This window comes from Pseudomonas sp. JV449, assembly GCF_032424295.1.
Taxonomy (GTDB): domain Bacteria; phylum Pseudomonadota; class Gammaproteobacteria; order Pseudomonadales; family Pseudomonadaceae; genus Aquipseudomonas; species Aquipseudomonas marginalis.
The window spans coordinates 219,793-238,747 of sequence record NZ_VYKD01000010.1; the positions used below are offsets into that span (position 1 = coordinate 219,793).

Sequence of the window (18,955 nt, forward strand, 5' to 3'; positions counted from 1 at the left end):
TGCAAAAAATGACCCTTCTCCTGCCTGCGTACACTGGCTAAGCTCAGGGCATCCCAGATGCCCGCTCGAGGTTTCCCGCATGTCGCCATCCACGCCTGCCCTCGCTATCGCCCGCACTATCCTCGAAGGCTTCGACGATTACCGCGAGCACTTTCGCCAGATCACCGATGGCGCCCGCGAGCGTTTCGAAAAGGCCCAGTGGCAACAGGGGCAGGCGGCATCGGCGGCGCGGATCAACCTGTACGAAGACAAGGTCGGTGAAGTGAGCGCGCGCCTGCGCGCGAACTTCGAGGGCAGCACATTGCTCGACATTGACCTGTGGCCGCTGGTGAAAAGCGCCTATATCGGCCTGATCGACCTGCGTTTTGACGATGAGCTGTCCGAGACCTGGTACAACTCGATCTTCTGCGGCCTGTTCAGCCATGACCTGATCAGCGACGGCTGCATGTTCATCCACACCACGCGGCCGAGCCTGCGCCGGGCACGGGCGGCACAAACCCATACCTACGCGCCCGCCGGCCAGATTCCCGAGATGCTCGCGCAGATTTTTGCCGACTATCGTTTCAGCGAGCCCTACGCCGACCTGGCAACCGACCTGGGTCGCCTCGAAACCCAACTGCGGGAAAACCTGCCGGACTGGGTGTGCAAGGACCCGGACCTCAAGGTCGAGCTGTTTTCCTCGGTGCTCTACCGCAACAAAGGCGCCTACCTCGTCGGGCGCATCTACACCCGCGACGAACAATGGCCCCTGGTGATTCCGCTGCTGCACCGCGAAGGCCAGGGCATCCAGATCGATGCGCTGATCACCGACGAGGCCGAGGTGTCGATCATCTTTTCGTTCACCCGTTCCTACTTCATGGTCGACGTGCCGGTGCCGGCGGAATTTATCGGCTTTCTCAAACGCATCCTGCCGGGCAAGCACATTGCCGAGCTGTACACCTCGATTGGTTTCTACAAACACGGCAAGTCGGAGTTCTACCGCGCGCTGATCAACCACCTGGCCACCACCGACGATCAATTCATCATGGCCCCCGGCGTGCGTGGCATGGTCATGAGCGTGTTCACCCTGCCGGGCTTCAATACCGTGTTCAAGATCATCAAGGACCGTTTTTCACCGTCGAAAAACGTCAACCGCGCCACGGTGATCGAGAAGTACCGCCTGGTCAAAAGCGTCGATCGCGTCGGGCGCATGGCCGATACCCAGGAGTTTGCCGACTTCCGCTTTCCCCTGGGCAAGTTCGAGCCCGAGTGCCTGGCTGAACTGCTGGACGTCGCTGCCGGCACCGTCGAAGTGGAAGGCGATACGGTACTGATCCGCCACTGCTGGACCGAACGGCGCATGACCCCGCTCAACCTCTACCTGGAAAACGCCAACCCCGCCCAGGTGCGCGAAGCCCTGGAAGACTACGGCTTGGCGATCAAGCAACTGGCGGCAGCGAACATCTTCCCCGGCGACATGCTGCTGAAGAACTTCGGCGTCACCCGCCATGGCCGTGTGGTGTTCTATGACTACGACGAAATCTGTTTTCTCACCGAGGCCAACTTTCGCCATATTCCCGCGCCGCGCACGCCCGAGGATGAAATGGCGTCCGAGCCCTGGTACTCCATCGGCCCACTGGATGTGTTCCCGGAAGAGTTTCCGCCGTTCCTGTTTGCCGATGCCGGCCAGCGCAAGCTGTTCGATGAACTGCATGGCGAGCTGTATAACGCTGATTATTGGAAAGGCCTGCAGGATGCGATTCGTGCAGGCAAAGTGATCGATGTCTTCCCTTATAAAAGAAAAGAGCAGCCATAAGCTCAAAGCGGCAAGTAAAAGCAGATCCGCCCTGACTTGCCGCTTGAAGCTTGCCGCTCGCAGCTGCTTTTCTGCGACAATCCGCACCCTGCATAAATAGACGACCTTTGCGTACCCGATGACTGACCAAGCGCCCGCTATCGACCAACTGCTGAAAAACCTCGACCACGCCATGCTCGCCGACCGTCACCGCTTGCGGCGGCAACTGCTTGAGCTGCGCAAGAAGCCCGACGAGGAGAAGCTGGCGCAGTGGGTCATGCGCATGCAGGCGTCCTGCGCTCAGGTCACGGCGCGGCGCGCCAGCCTGCCGGTGATTCGTTACGACGACAGTTTGCCGATCGCGGCCAAGCGCGATGAGATCAAGGACGCGCTGCAAAAGCATCAGGTGCTGATCATTGCCGGCGAAACCGGCTCGGGCAAGACCACCCAGTTGCCGAAGATCTGCCTGGAGATCGGCCGCGGCCAATATGGCCTGATCGGCCATACCCAACCACGCCGGATCGCTGCGCGCAGCGTCGCCAGCCGCGTCGCCGAAGAGTTGGCCACGCCGCTGGGCGCGTTGGTCGGCTATCAGGTGCGCTTCGAAGACCAAAGCGACGCCAACACCCTGATCAAGCTGATGACCGACGGTATCCTGCTGGCGGAAACCCAGAACGACCGCTACCTGGAACGCTACGACACGATCATCGTCGACGAAGCCCACGAACGCAGTTTGAACATCGATTTCCTGCTGGGTTACCTGAAAACCCTGCTGCCGCGCCGCCCGGACCTGAAAGTCATCATCACTTCGGCGACCATCGACCTGGAGCGTTTTTCCAAGCACTTCGACGATGCACCGATTGTCGAGGTGTCGGGCCGCACCTTCCCGGTCGACACCTGGTATCGCCCGCTGACCCTGGAACAGGACGAGGAGGGCAATCGTGTCGAAGACGACCTGACTGTCGACCAGGCGATCCTCGCCACTCTTGATGAGATCGCTGCTTATGAGCGCAGCGAACGGCGCAGCCCCGGCGATGTGCTGGTGTTTTTGCCCGGTGAGCGCGAGATTCGCGACGCTGCCGACATGCTGCGCAAGGCCCAGCTCAAGCACACCGAGATCCTGCCGTTGTACGCGCGCCTGTCGCCGGCCGAACAACAGCGCATTTTCCAGTCTCACCCAGGGCGCCGCGTGGTACTGGCGACCAACGTCGCGGAAACCTCGCTGACCGTGCCGGGCATCCGTTATGTGATCGACAGCGGCACCGCGCGCATCAGCCGCTACAGCTACCGCGCCAAGGTGCAGCGCCTGCCGATCGAGGCGATTTCCCAGGCCAGTGCCAACCAGCGTAAAGGCCGTTGCGGCCGGGTGGAGCCGGGGATCTGCATTCGCTTGTACAGCGAAGAGGATTTTATCGGCCGTCCGGAATTTACCGACCCTGAGATTTTGCGCACCAACCTCGCGGCGGTGATCCTGCAGATGCTGCACCTGCGCCTGGGCGAAATCACCGATTTCCCGTTTATCGAACCGCCGGACGGCAAGGCCATCAGCGACGGTTTCAACCTGTTGCAGGAACTCTCGGCGGTCGACCGCAACAGCCAGCTCACGCCATTGGGCCGTCAGTTGGCGCGCCTGCCGGTGGACCCGCGCATGGGCCGCATGCTGCTCGAAGCCGCCAAGCTTGGTAGTTTGCAGGAAGTGTTGATCGTGGCCAGCGCCATGTCGATCCAGGACCCGCGCGAGCGCCCACCGGAGCGCCAGCAGGCCGCCGACCAGGCCCATGCGCAGTGGAAAGATGCGGACTCGGACTTCGCCGGGCTGGTCAATTTGTGGCGTGGTTTTGAAGAGCAGCGCCAGGCACTCACCGCCAGCCCGCTGCGCAACTGGTGCCGCAAGAACTTCCTCAACTACCTGCGCCTGCGCGAGTGGCGTGATTCCCATCGCCAGTTGAGCCTGATCTGCCGCGACATGCAGTTGACCATCAACAAAGAACCGGCGGATTTCCCCAAGCTGCACAAGGCGGTGCTGTCCGGCCTGCTCAGCCAGATCGGCCAGAAGACCGAAGACGGCGATTACCTCGGCGCCCGTCAGCGACGCTTCTGGATCCACCCGTCCTCGGGTATCGGCAAGAAACGCCCGCAATGGCTGATGACCGCCGAACTGGTGGAAACCACCAAGCTGTATGCGCGCATGGTGGCGAAGATCGATGCCGACTGGATCGAACCGCTGGCCGGGCACTTGATCAAGAAAAACCACTTCGAGCCCCACTGGGAGAAGAAGCGCGGCCAGGTGGTGGCGTTCGAGCAGATCACCCTGTTCGGGCTGATCGTGGTCGGGCGTCGGCCGGTGCATTACGGGCCGATTGACCCGGTGGTGTCGCGGGAGTTGTTTATTCGCGAAGGCTTGGTGCGTGGCGAGATCCAGTCCCGCGCCAAATGCCTGACGGCCAACCAGCAACTGCTGGAGCAGCTCGACGAACTGGAAGCCAAGGCGCGCCGCCGCGATATCCTGGCCGACGAAGAGACCTTGTACGCCTTCTACGATGCACGGCTGCCGGCGGAGATCCACCAGACCGCCACCTTTGACAGCTGGTACAAGGTCAACAGCCAGAAAGATCCGCAGTTGCTGATCATGCGCGAGGAAGACGTGTTGGCCCGCGAGGCCAGTGAAGTCACTGCCGCCCATTACCCGGACACCCTGCACCTGGGCGACCTGGAACTGGCCCTGAGTTATCACTTCGAACCCAACCACCCCCGCGACGGCGTGACCCTGCGCGTACCGGCACCGCTGCTGCCTGCCTTGCCGCCGGAGCGTCTGGAATGGCTGGTGCCGGGGCTGATCGAAGCCAAGTGCATCGCCCTGGTGCGCAACCTGCCCAAGGCCCTGCGCAAGAACTTCGTGCCGGTGCCGGATTTCGTCAAGGCGGCGCTGCAGCGCATCGAGTTTGGCCAGGGTTCGCTGCCCCAGGCATTGGGGCGCGAGTTGCTGCGCATGACCGGGGCGCGGGTCAGCGATGAGGCCTGGGCCGAAGCGGCGCAGCAGGTGGAAAACCATCTGAAGATGAACCTGGAAGTGGTCGACGGCCAGGGCAAGTTCCTTGGCGAGGGCCGCGACCTGGCCGAGTTGACCGCGCGTTTTGTCGAAGCCAGCCAGGCCGCGCTGGCCGTGCCGCACACCGCGAAAAGCCAGCAGCCGGTGGAGGCCAAGGTGTTCGCGGCGGTGGCCGAGAAAACCCAGCAGAAGATCGCCGGGCTGTCGATGACGGTCTATCCGGCGCTGGTGGAAGAAAACGGCACCGTGAAAGAGGGCCGTTTTTCCACCGCCGCCGAGGCTGAGTTCCAGCACCGCCGTGCGTTGCAACGCCTGTTGATGCAGCAATTGGCGGAACCGGCCAAATTCATGCGCGGCAAATTGCCCGGCCTCACTGAACTGGGCCTGATGTACCGCGAACTGGGGCGTATCGACGCCCTGGTGGAAGACATCCTGCTGGCCAGCCTCGACACCTGTGTGCTGGAAGGCGAAGCCAGCCTGCCCCGTGACGGTGCCGGTTTGGCGGCGCTGGCTGAACGCAAGCGTGGCAGTTGGACCGAACACGCCGAACGCCTGGCGCGCCTGACCCTGGACGTGCTGAAGCTCTGGCATGGCCTGCAAAAGCGCTTCAAGGGCAAGATCGACCTGGCCCAGGCCGTGGCCCTGAACGACATCAAGCAGCAATTGAGCAACCTGGTGTATCCCGGCTTTGTGCGCGAAACCCCGGCGCAGTGGTTCAAGGAATTGCCGCGTTTTCTCAAGGCCATCGAATTGCGCCTGGAGAAACTGCCTGGCCAGGTGCAAAAGGATCGGGTGTGGAGCAGCGAACTGGGCGGCCTGTGGGCGCAGTACCAGAACCGCTTGAACAAGCACACGCAGGAAGGCAAGCGCGACCCGCAACTGGAGCTGTATCGCTGGTGGTTGGAGGAATACCGGGTGTCGTTGTTTGCACAGCAGTTGGGGACCAAGGTGCCGATTTCCGACAAGCGATTGAGCAAGCAGTGGAGCCTGGTCGAGGCCTGATCCCTTTCTCGGTTATCCAGACCAGACAGGTCCAAATGTGGGAGGGGGCAATCTCCCACATTGAAACTTGATCGCGCTTTGATCAGGGTGTTTATCCGGCATATGGCGCCAAACCCCAGGGTTTGTGGCAAACTTCGCCGCTATAAATGCCGGGATCGTCGCAAAAGTCTGCGGCGCGAAGGAATAAAGCGATGCCAGTTTGATGTCCGCTGGGCGGAATAGAACTACTTACGGTTTGGTACGTCGGTACCAATATCATCTGCCTGACAGATTTAGAGGAACGATCGTGCATAACGTCGTCATCAGCGGCACTGGCCTTTACACCCCTGCCAACAGCATCAGCAACGAAGAACTGGTGCAGTCTTTCAATGCTTACGTGCACCAGTTCAACTCGGACAACGCCGCTGCCATCGAGCGCGGTGAAGTCCAGGCGCTGACGGAGTCGAGCGCTGCGTTCATCGAAAAAGCCTCGGGCATCAAGAGCCGCTTTGTGATGGACAAGGAGGGCATTCTTGACCCGCAGCGCATGGCGCCGCGCCTGCCCGAGCGCAGCAATGACGAGTGGTCCGTGCTTTGCCAGATGGCCATCGGTGCCGCCGAGCAGGCCCTGCAGCGCGCCGGCAAGACCGCCGCCGACATCGATGGTGTGATCGTCGCCTGTTCCAACCTGCAACGTGCCTACCCGGCCATCGCCATCGAAGTCCAGGAAGCCCTGGGCATCGCAGGCTTCGGTTTCGACATGAACGTGGCGTGTTCCTCGGCGACCTTCGGTATCCAGAACGCCGCCAACAGCATCCAGCTGGGCCAGGCCCGGGCGATCCTGATGGTCAACCCGGAAGTCTGCACCGGCCACTTGAACTTCCGCGACCGCGACAGTCACTTTATCTTCGGCGACGCCGCCACGGCCGTCGTCCTCGAGCGCGCCGACCTGGCGACCTCCGCGCATCAGTTCGACGTGGTGAGCACCAAGCTGCTGACCAAGTTCTCCAATAACATCCGCAACAACTTCGGTTTCCTCAACCGCGCGGCGGAAGAGGGCATCGGTGCGCCCGACAAGCTGTTCGTGCAGGAAGGCCGCAAAGTCTTCCGCGACGTGTGCCCGATGGTCGCCGAACTGATCGGCGTGCACCTGGCCGAGAACCAGTTGAACGTGGCCGATGTGAAGCGCTTCTGGCTGCACCAGGCCAACCTGAGCATGAACCACCTGATTGTGAAGAAACTGCTGGGCCGCGAAGCCACGGTGGAAGAAGCTCCGGTGATCCTCGATACTTACGCCAACACCAGCTCGGCGGGTTCGGTGATTGCATTCCACACCTACCAGGACGATCTGCCCAAGGGCGCCGTCGCGGTCCTCAGTTCGTTTGGCGCAGGCTATTCGATCGGTAGCGTGATCCTGCGCAAGCGTTAAGACAATCGAGGTCTTGAATGGCAGCAGCGGACGACGCGCACCTGCTTGAACGACTGCTCAAGGGCGAGCAACGGGCCTACAAGGAATTGGTCACCACGTACCAAAGCGCAATGCGGGCGGTGGCGTATGCCATCGCCGGCCAGCGGCATGCCGACGAAGTGGTGCAGGACGCCTGGCTGTCGGTGGTGCGCAACCTGGCCAAATTCGAAGGGCGTTCCAGCCTCAAGACCTGGCTGCTGACCATTACCGCCAACGCTGCCAAGGGGCGCTATAAGCAGAATCGCCGGGAAGTGTTGCTCGACGATTTGCCTTCGCCCCACGGCACCATCGGCGATGATCGATTCTCCCCCGATGATGGCCACTGGGCCGTCGCCCCGTATGCCTGGCACCAGGACACCCCGGAAGCCTTGCTGACCGAGGATGAACTGCGCAAGTGCCTGGAGCACACGTTGCTGAGTTTGTCCGAACTGCAAAGCAGCGTGCTGGTGCTGCGTGAACGCCAGGGGTTGGAGCTGGAGGAGATCTGTAATCTTCTGACGCTCTCACTCTCCAATGTCCGCGTGCTGCTGCATCGAGCACGGCTTAAAGTCTTCGCCACGGTGGAGCATTTTGAGGAAACGGGCGAATGTTGACCTGTAAAGAACAAGTGGCACGTTCCAGTGACTATCTCGATGGGCAATTGACCTTTCGCGAACGTCTGCTGGTGCGTCATCACTTGATGTTCTGCCCCAACTGCCGACGGTTTATCCGCCAGATGCGCCTGCTGCAGGCGACGTTGCGGATGCTGCCGCAGGAACCGGTGAAGGATGTGGATGCCTTGGCGCAGCGGCTGGCTGCCGAGCGGCTCAAGGATCAGAAAGGCGGGGAATAAGCAGGCTCGCGTGGGGCAATCGGACGGATGATGGGGACCGATCCACCCACGCAAGTCTGGTACAGCCACCTCGGGCCGTCCTGGCCCGAGGTCTTGAACACTTATCTTTAGAACTTGGCTTCTGCATCCAGCTGGAAGGTGTTGGCTTTGGCGCTACCGTCCACCAGCGTGCGGCTGTAGGTGTCGGTCTTGGTCAGGAAGTAGGTCGCGCCGACGGCGAAGTTCTTGTCGATGTCATAGCCGACTTTGAACTTGTGACCACGGGAACCGGTGAAGCCGCCGCCGAAGTCCGAATCGGTGAAGGCCCCCACCACGGCGTTTTTCTGCACGTCGCGATAGTTGTAGTCCAGGTTGAAACCGAACACCTTGGACTTGGCACCCAGCAACCAGGCCGTGTCCGCATCGTCGATTGCGTCGTTGTTTTTCACGTACTGACCGTAGAACGACAGAGGCACCGCCAGGCCGCCGATATCGACTTGACCGAAGCCTTCATACAGGCGGAACTCGCCGTTGGGGGTGTTGCCGTTGGTGGCCAGCACGTTCGGGGTACTGGTGCCTGAGGCGCGGCTGTCTTCATCGTTCTGGTAGGCGTAGACGCTGCCGCCCAGGGTCATTTTCAGGTTGTCGGTCACCGAGAAGCGGGTCCCCAACTGGCCGGTGGTCAGGCGCAGGTCATGGCGGTACTGCACGCCGTCACCGTCCACATTGTCCTTGAGGTTGTAGTTACCCAGGCTGCCGAACAGCTCTGCGCTGCCGCCCAGTGGGTACTTGTAGGTGAGTGCCAGGCCTTCCGGGTTGATGTCGCTATCCCAGATCACATCGCCCATGTTGACCCAGGGCTGCAGCATTTTGCCGCCAATGATGTGCAGGTTTTTGATCTGGTCAGGGTGGTAGTCGATATAGCCGAGGTCCAGCCAGATCGATTTTTTATCGAAGTAGCCGTCCAGGTCCTGGTTGGTGGAGCGCGCATCGCTGCCGCCGCCGGTGGCGATACGAATACCGGTGTCCACCTGCGGGTTGATTTCGGTGTAGGCGCCGAGGCGTGCGCGGATCCGTTCGCGGTCCTTGTCACGGCCGGTGACGCCGGCGCGGGTAACGCCATTTTCGCCTTCGACCTTGATGGTCTCGTGGCGCATGCGCACATCACCCTTGAACTGAGTCTTGGCGGCCCAGGCCAGTTTCTGGTCGAAGCTGCTCAGCTCGTTGGTTTTCTTCGCGGTGGCCGCGATCTGTTCGTTGGTCTCTTGTTGAGCTTGCCGTGCGATCTGCTGTTCTTTCTGGTCTTTGGCCAACTCGTTTTGCAGTTCGGTGTACTGCGAAGCGGTGATTTGGCCGTTGGCCTTGAGCATGTCGAGCAATTTAGCGTCGACTGCAGCGCTGGCCGGAACGCTCAGGGCCAGTAACAGGCCCCCGCACAGGGCCGCTGCAGTTTTAGTGGAAGCAAGACGCATATCAATCTCCGAAAGTGAGGAGGGATGGCAAACCATCCAGGACACAACCGACCGATGACGGACGGAAAAGTAACCACCTGATAGAACCAGGCGCTCTAAAAACAGGCGTCAGTATCACGATCGTTTATGACGGAGCAGTGGCGAAGTGATGTCATGTAGATGACAAATTATTTAAGAATGGAACTATTGATTTAGAGCCTTGTCGGGCGATTCGGGGGTGTGCCCGGACCTGCGATAAGCGATACTCGCGAGGTTTTCATGCCATGACGTAGTGAGGATGCCAATGCCGCTGCAACGCCTGGACAGCCTGTCCGAAATCGCCCCGCAGGCCTGGGACGCACTGGTGCCGGACGCCCAGCCTTTTGTGCGGCACGCCTTCCTCAGCGCGCTGGAAGACAGTGCCAGCCTGGGCCCTCGATCGGGCTGGCAACCGGAGCATTTGTTACATTGGGAAGGCGACCGACTGGTGGCGGCATTGCCCAGTTATCGCAAATGGCATTCCTACGGCGAGTACGTGTTCGACCATGGTTGGGCCGATGCCTGCGAGCGTGCGGGCATTGATTACTACCCCAAGCTGCTGACGGCCGTACCATTCAGCCCGGTCAGCGGCCCCCGCTTGTTGGCGGCCAGCGTCGACGATGGTTTCGAACTGCTGAAGAGCCTGCCGGGCTACCTGGAAATCGAAGGGCTCTCCAGTGCCCATATCAACTTCACCGACGGCTTGGCCGATGAGGCGTTAGCCCAACAACCGGGTTGGTTGCAGCGCCTGGGTTGTCAGTTTCACTGGCAGAATCGCGGCTACCGTGACTTCCAGGATTTCCTCGACGCCCTCAGTTCCCGCAAACGCAAACAGATGCGCAAGGAGCGCGAACAAGTGGCGGGGCAGGGCATCGACTTCGAATGGTTGCAAGGCCACGAGCTGAACGAGGCGCAGTGGGATTTTGTCTACGCCTGCTACGCCAATACCTACGCAGTACGCCGCCAGGCACCGTACTTGACCCGCGCGTTTTTCAGCCTGCTGGCCGAGCGCATGCCCGAGGCGATCCGTGTGGTGCTGGCCAGGCAAGGCACGCGACCGGTGGCCATGGCCTTCAGCCTGATCGGTGGCGACAGCTTCTACGGCCGCTACTGGGGTTGCCTGGCGGAGTTTGACCGGCTGCATTTTGAAACCTGCTTCTACCAGGGCATGGACTACGCCATCGCTCATGGCCTGCAACGCTTCGACGCCGGCGCCCAGGGCGAGCACAAATTGATTCGCGGGTTCGAGCCGGTGATCACCCGGTCGTGGCACTACCTGCGCCACCCCGGGTTGAAGAATGCCGTGGAGGATTTCCTCGAGCGCGAGCGGGTGGGGATTGTGGCGTATGCCGAAGAGGCGAGGGCGGCGCTGCCTTACCGGCAGGGCTGAACCATTGGTCTGGCAATGCTGGCAGGACGTAATGGAGTCGATATCCTGTATGTACAAAAGTACATACAGGATGTGCCATGCATTTTGAGTGGGATGAGTCCAAGAACAAAGTCAATATTTCCAAGCACGGCATCGATTTCAACGACGTTCCGGATATCTTTCGGCATCCAATGCTGGCCTTGCGCGATGATCGAGCGGATTATGGCGAAGAGCGTTGGATCAGTATTGGCTGGATCAAATTGTTAATGGGTGTGGTCGTATACACCGAGCGGCATGGTGATGTGATCCGTATCATTTCCGCCCGAAAAGCAACCAAGAAGGAGGCCAAATATTATGACGCAAACATCGAAAACTGATTGGGAGCGCCTGGCCAAGATGAATGATGAAGAAGTTGATACCAGCGATATTCCTGAGTTGGACGCGGAATTTTTCCGACGTGCAGAATTACGCGTTCCAATAAAGCAAGCCGTTACTATTCGACTGGACGCCGACGTTTTGGAGTGGTTTAAAGGTCAGGGTACGGGCTACCAGACGCGCATCAATCAATTGTTGCGCCAATATATGCAGGCTCATCAGGGTTGAGTATCTGCCCATTGAAATCAGCCCTGCTCCACCGGCAGGGCTGACCCTTTGTCTCAGACCGGCTCCTCCTTGCCCAGCCATCGATAGACCACACCGCCCACCACTGCACCGAGGATCGGCGCGAGCCAGAACATCCACAACTGCTGGATCGCCCACCCGCCCACGATCAATGCCGGGCCGGTACTGCGGGCCGGGTTGACCGAGGTGTTGGTCACGGGGATGGAGATCAGGTGGATCAAGGTGAGGGCCAGGCCAATGGCGATGGGCGCGAGGCCCTTCGGGGCACGGTGGTCGGTGGCGCCGAGGATGATCAGCACGAACATGGCTGTCATCACCAGCTCGCAGACAAACCCCGCTGCCATTGAATAGCCGCCCGGCGAATGCTCGCCATAGCCGTTGGAGGCCAGCCCACCGGCCAGTTCAAAGCCCGGCATGCCGCTGGCGATGAAGTACAACAATGCGGCGGCGACCACCCCGCCGACGACTTGGGCCACGATGTACGCCGGTAACTCCCTGGCCGGAAACCTCCCGCCCACTACCAGCCCCACCGATACCGCCGGGTTGAGGTGACAACCGCTGATATGCCCGATGGCCACCGCCATGGTCAGCACCGTGAGCCCGAACGCCAGGGCCACGCCCAGCAATCCGATCCCGACTGCGGGAAACGCGGCGGCCAACACCGCACTCCCGCAACCACCCAACACCAGCCAAAACGTTCCCAACCCCTCTGTGACTGAACGCTTGAACAAAGACATGCAGCACGTCCTTGATAGATCGCTCTACCCAATCAGTAAATCAGTGATGCTCCCTGCAGATTTACTTCAGCGCCCGTCTGGGCACTGCACTGAGTACAGCACGGTTTTTACACAAATCCAGGCCACCAAATGTGGGAGGGGGCTTGCTGCCGATAGCGGAGTGTCAGTCGCAAAATGTGGTGACTGGCCCACCGATATCGGGAGCAAGCCCCCTCCCACATTTGCTTCAGTCGATGCCGACAAACCCTCCGGTCTGGTGCTGCCACAAGCGTGCATACAAGCCGCCATGGGCCAGCAGTTCGGCATGGCTGCCCGTCTCGGCAATCTGGCCTTTCTCCAGCACCACCAGGCGGTCCATCCGCGCGATGGTCGACAACCGGTGCGCAATCGCAATCACCGTCTTGCCTTGCATCAGGGTCTCCAGGCTTTCCTGGATCGCCGCCTCCACTTCCGAGTCCAGCGCCGAGGTGGCTTCGTCCATGATCAGGATCGGCGCATCCTTGAGCAGTACACGGGCGATAGCGATACGTTGACGTTGCCCACCGGAGAGTTTCACCCCGCGTTCGCCGACGTGGGCATCCAGCCCGGTACGGCCTTCCGAGTCCGACAGCAGCGGGATGAACTCGTCGGCACGCGCCTTGTGCACGGCGGCCCAGAGTTGTTCGTCGGTGGCGTCCGGCTTGCCGTACAGCAGGTTGTCGCGGATCGAGCGGTGCAGCAGCGAGGTGTCCTGGGTGATCATGCCGATCTGTTCGCGCAGGGTTTCCTGGGCCACTTCGGCGATGTTTTGGCCGTCGATCAGGATCCGCCCGCCTTGCAGGTCGTAGAGGCGCAGCAGCAGGTTGACCAGGGTCGACTTGCCCGCGCCGGACGGGCCGATCAGGCCGATCTTTTCACCGGCCTGGATGTTCAGGTTCAAGCCGCCAATGATCCCGCTCTGCTTGCCGTAGTGGAAATCCACCTGCTCGAAGCGTACTTCGCCATGGGGCACTGTCAGGCGCGGGGCGTTGTTGCGGTCGACCACGGCCAGGGGTTGGGCAATGGTCTTGAGGCCGTCCTGCACGATGCCGATATTTTCGAAAATGCCGTTGACCACCCACATGATCCAGCCGGACATGTTGACGATACGAATCACCAGGCCGGTAGCCAGGGCAATCGCGCCCACCGAGATCAGCGACTGTGTCCACAGCCACAGGGCCAGGCCGGTGGTGGTGACGATCAGCAGGCCGTTGAGGACGGTGATGACCGCATCCATGCTGGTGAGCACGCGTGCCGCCAGCTGGGTTTTTTCGGTTTGCTCAATGATCGCTTCCTTGGCGTATTCCTGCTCATTCTGGGTATGGGCGAACAGCTTCAAGGTGGTGATGTTGGTGTAGCCGTCGACGATGCGCCCCATGAGTTTGGAACGGGCTTCGGAAGAAATCACCGAACGCTCTTTCACCCGCGGTACGAAGTAACGCAATGCCAGGCAGTAACAAATGATCCAGGTGATCAACGGAATCATCAGTCGCCAGTCGGCCTCGGCAAACAGCACCAGGGAGGTGATGGCGTAGATCGACACGTGCCAGATGGCTTCCGCTGTTGCCACCGCAGAGTCACGCAAGGAGTTGCCGGTTTGCATGATGCGCTGGGCAATGCGCCCGGCGAAATCGTTCTGGAAGAAATTCAGGCTCTGCTTGAGCACATAGCTGTGGTTCTGCCAGCGGATCAGGCTGGTCATGCCGGGGTTGATGGTCTGGTGCACCAGCAAGTCGTGCAGGCCATTGAAAATCGGGCGCAGCAGCAGGGCGACCACGGCCATCCAGATCAGCTCGGTGCTGTGGATCTGGAAGAAGTCGGCGGGCGGTGTGCCCTGGGCCAGGTCGATGATACGGCTCAGGTAGCTGAACAGCGCGACTTCGATCAGCGCACCGACCAGGCCCACCACCAGCAGTGCGGCAAAACAGGGCCACACCTGGTGCAGGTAGTAGAGGTAGAAGGGCAGGACTTTGTCGGGAGGGGCGGCGCTGGGAGCGTCGCGGAAAATATCGATCAGTTGTTCAAAACGACGATAGAGCATTAGGGTTGACGCCCGCCTGGCGGGCTCTCCTTTCAAATGCGCGCGCGGCCTTGTGGGCCGTGCGCGGAGTTTCCTGCAGACTTCAGTCGATGCGCTTGGCCGACTTGATCAGGACAGGATCGATTGGCACGTTCTGCATGCCTTGCTTGGTGGTGGTCTGGGAGTTGACGATGATGTCGACCACATCCATGCCCTTGACCACTTTGGCGAACACCGCATAACCGGCATCGCGACCCGGGTCGAGGAAGGCGTTGTCAGCCACGTTGATGAAGAACTGGCTGGTGGCCGAATCCGGGTTCGAGGTGCGGGCCATCGACAGCGTGCCACGCACGTTATGCAGGCCATTGCTGGCTTCGTTCTTGATCGGCGCTTCGGTCGGCTTTTGCGACATCTGCTGGGTGAACCCGCCACCCTGGACCATGAAGCCCGGGATCACGCGGTGGAAGATCGTGTTGGTGTAGAAGCCTTTGTCGACATAGGCGAGGAAATTCTTGGTACTGATCGGCGCCTTGACCGGGTCCAGTTCGATTTCAATGTCGCCGTTGGTGGTGGAGATCAATACGTGTGGCGCCTTGGAAGGCTCGGCGGCCATCAGGTTGGCAGCGAACAGAACGGAACCGGCAAAAAAGGCGATTTTTTTCAGCATGGGTCAGTGATCCTGGGTAGTGGTTTCGACTGTCTCTAGAAAATCGAGCAGGGTGGTATTAAAGACTTCGGGTTGGTCCAAGGGCGTGGCATGGCGGGAATCCTCGATCACCACCAGTCGCGCATCGGGCAGCAGTTTTACATAGTTTTCTTTCTGGGCCACGGGGGTGTAGTCGTGGTCGGCGCTGATGACCAGGGTTGGACAGGTAATCCTCGAAAGTCGTTCCTGTACGCCCCAGCCCACAATCGCATCGAAGCTGGCGAGATAAGCACGTTTGTCGTTTTTTGCCCAGCGTTCGGCCATCTTGCGGCGCAGGTCGGCCTGTGCCGGTTTTGGGAACAGCCGGTCGCCGAGTGCCTTGCCGATGGTGGCGAGGCTGAGCACACGGGCGAGCGTCCAGCGCCTGGCCCACCACCAGTACTCCTGGGCACTGCGTACCTTGACCTGTGGCGCGCTGTTGACGATGCACAGGCTCTTGACCCGGCCGGGTTCGTCCACCGCCAGTTGGAAGGCGATCATGCCGCCCATGGACAAACCCACCACATGGGCGGGCGGCAGGTCCAGGTGCTCGATCAGGGCGACCAGGTCGTAGGTGAACCCTTCGATGCTATAGCGCTCCCGAGGCTTGTCCGAGCGCCCATGGCCGCGCACATCTACCACAATCAGGCGGTAGTGGCGGGCCAGCGCTGGCACCTGCAGTTCCCAATCCTGGCTGCTGGAGCCCAGGCCGTGGATCAGGATCAGCGGCGTGCCGTGGCCGTATTCCTCATAGTGCAGGCTGCAGCCTTCATGGTCGAACCAGGCCATGCATGAACTCCGTTTCAGGCTTGCCGGGGGGCGGCGAAAGGCGCGTCCAGGGGGGCGGTGTCAAAGGTGCGCAGCAGCTCCACGAGGATCTGCGTCGCCGGCCCCAAGGGTTTGTCCTTGTTTGAATACAGGTAGAACGTGGGGTGGCGGCTGCCGCCCTGTTCCAAGGGTAGCTGCTTGAGCACGCCTTCGGCGAGTTCACGCTCGATCATGTGCCGTGGCAGCCAGGCAAAACCCAGGCCGCTGCCGACAAACGCGGCGGCGGTGGCCAGGCTGCCGACGGTCCAGCGTTGTTCGGCGCCGAGCCAGCCTACATCCCGGGGTTGCTGGCGGCCGGAGTCGCGGATCACCACCTGCATCTGGCTTTCCAGGTCCTGGAAGCTCAGTTCGCGGTTCATGCGGTGCAAGGCGTGCTCGGGGTGGGCCACGGCGACGAACTCCACGTCGCTCATTTCGGTGCCCAGGTAGCCGGGGATGCTGAAGCCGCAAATCGCCAGGTCGGCCACGCCTTCCATCAACAGCTCTTCGACGCCGGACAGCACCTCTTCACGCAAACGCACCCGGCAACCACGGCTCTGCGGCATGAACGCGGTGAGTGCGCGTACCAGGCGCGCGTTGGGGTAGGCCGCATCGACGACCAGCCGCACTTCGGCTTCCCAGCCCTGTTCCATATGGTGGGCGAGGTCTTCCAGCTGGCTGGCGTTTTTCACCAGTTGCCGGGAGCGGCGCAGCAGCACTTCACCGGCGTCGGTGAGTACCGCCTTGCGCCCGTCGATGCGCAGCAGCGGCACGCCGAGTTGGTCTTGCATACGGGCCACGGTGTAGCTCACCGAGGACTGCGAACGGTGCAGCGCTTCCGCTGCCTGGGCGAAGCCGCCGTGGTCGACGACGGCTTGCAGCGTGCGCCATTGATCGAGGGTAACGCGGGGCGCTTTCAAGATGTGTTCCTCTTGTCCTAAGCTGGCGGTCCCTATTGGAGACCGCCGAATGAGAAAATTCTGTTGTGTGTTGCTGACGCTGCTGCCGATGAGCGCGTTTGCCTACCCCATCGACGTGACGAAAAAGATCGACGGCGTGAGCATCGATTACACCGCCTCCGACGTGGACGGCGATATCAGCTCGATCCAGCTGAATAACTACGGCACCCAGGACGCCGTGTGTTCGGTAACGTTCACCAACGGCCCGGAATCGCCGCGTCGTCGCACGGTTACGGTGCCGGCGGGGAAAAGCACCAACACCACGGTCAAGTTCAACCGCGCCATTATCAAGATGCGTATCGCGTTGGCCTGCGCGCCGAAATAACACAGCAGCGGAGCATGCCCATCGGGATACTCCGCTTATAAACAAATTTATAGATGGGTTATAGCAGTTTTTTGCGCTTTTTTATCGAATTGGCTCTGTCTAATCTCCACTCCATCGACTTACAGCAATTACAGATGGAGCCTACGAAGCCATGTCCAATGTTCTGATCATCGAAAGCAGCGCCCGCCAGCAGGATTCGATCTCCCGCCAACTGACCCAGCAGTTCATCAGCCAATGGCAGGCCGCCCACCCGATGGACCGGATCACGGTACGTGACGTGGCGCTCAACCCGGTTCCGCACCTGGACGCCAACCTGCTCGGCGGCTGGATGAAACCGGCGGATCAGCGCAACGGTAACGAACAGGCTTCCCTCGACCGCTCCAACGAGTTGACCGACGAACTGCTGGCCGCCGACGTGCTGGTGATGGCCGCACCGATGTACAACTTCGCCATCCCCAGCACCCTCAAGGCCTGGCTGGATCACGTGTTGCGGGCGGGTGTGACCTTCAAGTACACCCCCACCGGGCCGCAAGGTTTGTTGACCGGCAAGCGTGCCATTGTGTTGACCGCGCGGGGTGGCATCCACACCGGCGCCAGTTCCGATCACCAGGAACCGTACCTGCGCCAGGTCATGGCCTTTATCGGCATCCACGATGTCACTTTCATTCACGCCGAAGGGGTGAACCTGAGCGGGGACTTCCAGGAAAAGGGCATCAACCACGCCAAGGCCCAGCTGGTACAGCTCGTGGCATGAGGTGGTTGATCCTTTAATCGTCAGATAATCGCGCGGTGTTTATATCGCTCCACGCCAACCCTTCAAGTACGCGTACGAACCTCCCTTTGCACTTGTTGCTCCTGAGTGCTCCTGCCCGACTGCCGCTTTAGCGAGGTCGGGTTTTTTTTGCCCCGAGTTTCTTCAATCGCCGAAAACCTTTAATGTCCCGCCCATTCGATGCGAGGCGCACATGGGCTATCTACTGGTTGTCACCCTGATTCAGGCATTTTCCTTCAGCTTGATCGGCGAATACCTCGCCGGTCACGTCGACAGCTACTTCGCGGTGCTGGTGCGTGTCGTGCTGGCTGGGCTGGTCTTTATCCCGCTGACCCGCTGGCGCTCGGTCGAACCTGCCTTTATGCGCGGCCTGCTGGTGATCGGCGCGCTGCAGTTTGGCGTGACCTATGTGTGCCTGTACCTGAGCTTTCGTGTGCTCACGGTGCCGGAGGTGCTGCTGTTCACCATTCTCACGCCGTTACACGTGACCCTGATCGAGGATGCGCTCAACCGGCGCTTCAACCCGTGGGCACTGGTTGCTGCCCTGGTGGCAGTGGCGGGGGCGGCGGTGATTCGCTTCGACCAGATCACCCCGCACTTCCTGATGGGCTTCCTGCTGCTGCAACTGGCTAACTTCACCTACGCCGCCGGGCAAGTGATGTACAAGCACCTGGTGGCACGCTACCCGAGTGACCTGCCGCACTACCGGCGTTTCGGTTATTTCTACCTCGGTGCGTTGCTGGTGGTGTTGCCGGCGTTCCTGTTGTTCGGCAAGGCCGATTTCCTGCCGCAAGCGCCGCTGCAATGGGGTGTCTTGCTGTTCCTCGGGCTGGTCAGCACTGCCCTTGGCATTTATTGGTGGAACAAAGGCGCCTGCCTGGTGCATGGCGGAACCCTGGCGGTGATGAACAACCTGCATGTGCCGGTAGGATTGTTGCTGAACCTGCTGATCTGGAACCAGCACGAGCCGTTGGGTCGCCTGGCCTTGGGTGGCCTGGTGATCCTGGGGGCGGTGTGGATAAGTCGATTGGGCGTAAAGCCCGCGCCTGGCGTACAGTCTGCGACGTGA

The 18,955-nt window shown here is 60.8% G+C and carries 17 protein-coding genes; 11 read left to right on the forward strand and 6 right to left on the reverse strand.

All coding sequences use genetic code 11. From position 1 onward, the window contains the following. Nucleotides 1-79 precede the first annotated feature (79 nt). The 5 genes from aceK (at nucleotide 80) to F6S08_RS11625 (ending at nucleotide 8,104) form a co-directional block, all read left to right on the forward strand. A complete protein-coding gene (gene aceK, locus F6S08_RS11605; RefSeq protein ID WP_315871610.1) occupies nucleotides 80-1,795 on the forward strand; it encodes a bifunctional isocitrate dehydrogenase kinase/phosphatase in 1,716 nt (571 codons plus the stop codon). Between the two features lie 118 nt (nucleotides 1,796-1,913). Further along, nucleotides 1,914-5,825 carry an ATP-dependent RNA helicase HrpA gene (gene hrpA / locus F6S08_RS11610; RefSeq protein ID WP_315871611.1) on the forward strand — a complete coding sequence of 1,304 codons (3,912 nt, stop codon included), beginning with the start codon at nucleotides 1,914-1,916 and terminating at the stop codon, nucleotides 5,823-5,825. A 286-nt stretch (nucleotides 5,826-6,111) separates the two neighbouring features. Next, on the forward strand, nucleotides 6,112-7,233 hold the full coding sequence (locus F6S08_RS11615) for a beta-ketoacyl-ACP synthase III (RefSeq protein ID WP_137212098.1): 1,122 nt from the start codon (nucleotides 6,112-6,114) through the stop codon (nucleotides 7,231-7,233). 17 nt (nucleotides 7,234-7,250) lie between these two features. Beyond that, nucleotides 7,251-7,865: an RNA polymerase sigma factor gene (locus F6S08_RS11620; RefSeq protein WP_027603751.1), complete on the forward strand. Its 615-nt coding sequence runs from the start codon at nucleotides 7,251-7,253 to the stop codon at nucleotides 7,863-7,865. Beyond that, nucleotides 7,859-8,104: an anti-sigma factor family protein gene (locus tag F6S08_RS11625; RefSeq protein WP_027603752.1), complete on the forward strand. Its 246-nt coding sequence runs from the start codon at nucleotides 7,859-7,861 to the stop codon at nucleotides 8,102-8,104. The genes F6S08_RS11620 and F6S08_RS11625 overlap by 7 nt, the downstream gene beginning before the upstream one ends. 107 nt (nucleotides 8,105-8,211) lie before the next feature. Here the strand turns inward: F6S08_RS11625 and F6S08_RS11630 are convergent, their stop codons facing one another. Next, nucleotides 8,212-9,555 carry a putative porin gene (locus tag F6S08_RS11630; RefSeq protein WP_027603753.1) on the reverse strand — a complete coding sequence of 448 codons (1,344 nt, stop codon included), beginning with the start codon at nucleotides 9,553-9,555 and terminating at the stop codon, nucleotides 8,212-8,214. Nucleotides 9,556-9,838: 283 nt separating this feature from the next. Here F6S08_RS11630 and F6S08_RS11635 point away from each other — a divergent pair, with 283 nt between their 5' ends. The 3 genes from F6S08_RS11635 (at nucleotide 9,839) to F6S08_RS11645 (ending at nucleotide 11,545) form a co-directional block, all read left to right on the forward strand. Continuing rightward, a complete protein-coding gene (locus F6S08_RS11635; protein WP_315871612.1) occupies nucleotides 9,839-10,963 on the forward strand; it encodes a GNAT family N-acetyltransferase in 1,125 nt (374 codons plus the stop codon). Nucleotides 10,964-11,040: 77 nt separating this feature from the next. Further along, nucleotides 11,041-11,319, forward strand: coding sequence for a BrnT family toxin (locus F6S08_RS11640; RefSeq protein ID WP_065940630.1), 279 nt, complete (start codon nucleotides 11,041-11,043; stop codon nucleotides 11,317-11,319). Next, nucleotides 11,297-11,545 (forward strand): BrnA antitoxin family protein, encoded by a 249-nt coding sequence (locus F6S08_RS11645; protein ID WP_065946863.1) that lies wholly within the window; start codon nucleotides 11,297-11,299, stop codon nucleotides 11,543-11,545. The genes F6S08_RS11640 and F6S08_RS11645 overlap by 23 nt, the downstream gene beginning before the upstream one ends. Nucleotides 11,546-11,598: 53 nt before the next feature. Here the strand turns inward: F6S08_RS11645 and aqpZ are convergent, their stop codons facing one another. The 5 genes from aqpZ to F6S08_RS11670 all read right to left on the reverse strand — a co-directional run bounded on the left by aqpZ (nucleotide 11,599) and on the right by F6S08_RS11670 (nucleotide 16,750). After that, complete coding sequence (gene aqpZ, locus F6S08_RS11650; RefSeq protein WP_315871613.1) at nucleotides 11,599-12,300, reverse strand: aquaporin Z; 702 nt, start codon at nucleotides 12,298-12,300, stop codon at nucleotides 11,599-11,601. 226 nt (nucleotides 12,301-12,526) lie between these two features. Next, entirely contained in the window at nucleotides 12,527-14,359 is a 1,833-nt protein-coding gene (locus tag F6S08_RS11655) for an ABC transporter ATP-binding protein (RefSeq protein WP_315871614.1), read from the reverse strand. Between the two features lie 82 nt (nucleotides 14,360-14,441). After that, the gene (locus F6S08_RS11660; protein ID WP_027603757.1) at nucleotides 14,442-15,005 is read right to left on the reverse strand and encodes a peptidylprolyl isomerase; all 564 of its coding nucleotides are present in this window, start codon (nucleotides 15,003-15,005) and stop codon (nucleotides 14,442-14,444) included. 3 nt (nucleotides 15,006-15,008) lie between these two features. Continuing rightward, a complete protein-coding gene (locus F6S08_RS11665) occupies nucleotides 15,009-15,812 on the reverse strand; it encodes an alpha/beta fold hydrolase (protein ID WP_065924715.1) in 804 nt (267 codons plus the stop codon). A 14-nt stretch (nucleotides 15,813-15,826) separates the two neighbouring features. Next, on the reverse strand, nucleotides 15,827-16,750 hold the full coding sequence (locus F6S08_RS11670; RefSeq protein WP_058425360.1) for a LysR family transcriptional regulator: 924 nt from the start codon (nucleotides 16,748-16,750) through the stop codon (nucleotides 15,827-15,829). Between the two features lie 49 nt (nucleotides 16,751-16,799). Between F6S08_RS11670 and F6S08_RS11675 the strand changes: the two genes are divergently transcribed. The 3 genes from F6S08_RS11675 to F6S08_RS11685 all read left to right on the forward strand — a co-directional run bounded on the left by F6S08_RS11675 (nucleotide 16,800) and on the right by F6S08_RS11685 (nucleotide 18,955). Next, complete coding sequence (locus F6S08_RS11675) at nucleotides 16,800-17,114, forward strand: hypothetical protein (protein WP_027603760.1); 315 nt, start codon at nucleotides 16,800-16,802, stop codon at nucleotides 17,112-17,114. Between the two features lie 151 nt (nucleotides 17,115-17,265). After that, nucleotides 17,266-17,868, forward strand: a complete 603-nt coding sequence (locus F6S08_RS11680) for an FMN-dependent NADH-azoreductase (protein ID WP_065924713.1) — start codon at nucleotides 17,266-17,268, stop codon at nucleotides 17,866-17,868. Between the two features lie 211 nt (nucleotides 17,869-18,079). After that, a complete protein-coding gene (locus tag F6S08_RS11685) occupies nucleotides 18,080-18,955 on the forward strand; it encodes a carboxylate/amino acid/amine transporter (RefSeq protein ID WP_027603762.1) in 876 nt (291 codons plus the stop codon).

What these genes read in the sequence shown, in the direction of transcription:
- aceK (WP_315871610.1), top strand. Translation starts at nt 80, where the DNA reads ATGTCGCCATCCACGCCTGCCCTCGCTATCGCCCGCACTATCCTCGAA.
- hrpA (WP_315871611.1), top strand. Translation starts at nt 1,914, where the DNA reads ATGACTGACCAAGCGCCCGCTATCGACCAACTGCTGAAAAACCTCGAC.
- F6S08_RS11620 (WP_027603751.1), top strand. Translation starts at nt 7,251, where the DNA reads ATGGCAGCAGCGGACGACGCGCACCTGCTTGAACGACTGCTCAAGGGC.
- F6S08_RS11625 (WP_027603752.1), top strand. Translation starts at nt 7,859, where the DNA reads ATGTTGACCTGTAAAGAACAAGTGGCACGTTCCAGTGACTATCTCGAT.
- F6S08_RS11630 (WP_027603753.1), bottom strand. Translation starts at nt 9,555, where the DNA reads ATGCGTCTTGCTTCCACTAAAACTGCAGCGGCCCTGTGCGGGGGCCTG.
- F6S08_RS11635 (WP_315871612.1), top strand. Translation starts at nt 9,839, where the DNA reads ATGCCGCTGCAACGCCTGGACAGCCTGTCCGAAATCGCCCCGCAGGCC.
- F6S08_RS11640 (WP_065940630.1), top strand. Translation starts at nt 11,041, where the DNA reads ATGCATTTTGAGTGGGATGAGTCCAAGAACAAAGTCAATATTTCCAAG.
- F6S08_RS11645 (WP_065946863.1), top strand. Translation starts at nt 11,297, where the DNA reads ATGACGCAAACATCGAAAACTGATTGGGAGCGCCTGGCCAAGATGAAT.
- aqpZ (WP_315871613.1), bottom strand. Translation starts at nt 12,300, where the DNA reads ATGTCTTTGTTCAAGCGTTCAGTCACAGAGGGGTTGGGAACGTTTTGG.
- F6S08_RS11655 (WP_315871614.1), bottom strand. Translation starts at nt 14,359, where the DNA reads ATGCTCTATCGTCGTTTTGAACAACTGATCGATATTTTCCGCGACGCT.
- F6S08_RS11660 (WP_027603757.1), bottom strand. Translation starts at nt 15,005, where the DNA reads ATGCTGAAAAAAATCGCCTTTTTTGCCGGTTCCGTTCTGTTCGCTGCC.
- F6S08_RS11665 (WP_065924715.1), bottom strand. Translation starts at nt 15,812, where the DNA reads ATGGCCTGGTTCGACCATGAAGGCTGCAGCCTGCACTATGAGGAATAC.
- F6S08_RS11675 (WP_027603760.1), top strand. Translation starts at nt 16,800, where the DNA reads ATGAGAAAATTCTGTTGTGTGTTGCTGACGCTGCTGCCGATGAGCGCG.
- F6S08_RS11680 (WP_065924713.1), top strand. Translation starts at nt 17,266, where the DNA reads ATGTCCAATGTTCTGATCATCGAAAGCAGCGCCCGCCAGCAGGATTCG.
- F6S08_RS11685 (WP_027603762.1), top strand. Translation starts at nt 18,080, where the DNA reads ATGGGCTATCTACTGGTTGTCACCCTGATTCAGGCATTTTCCTTCAGC.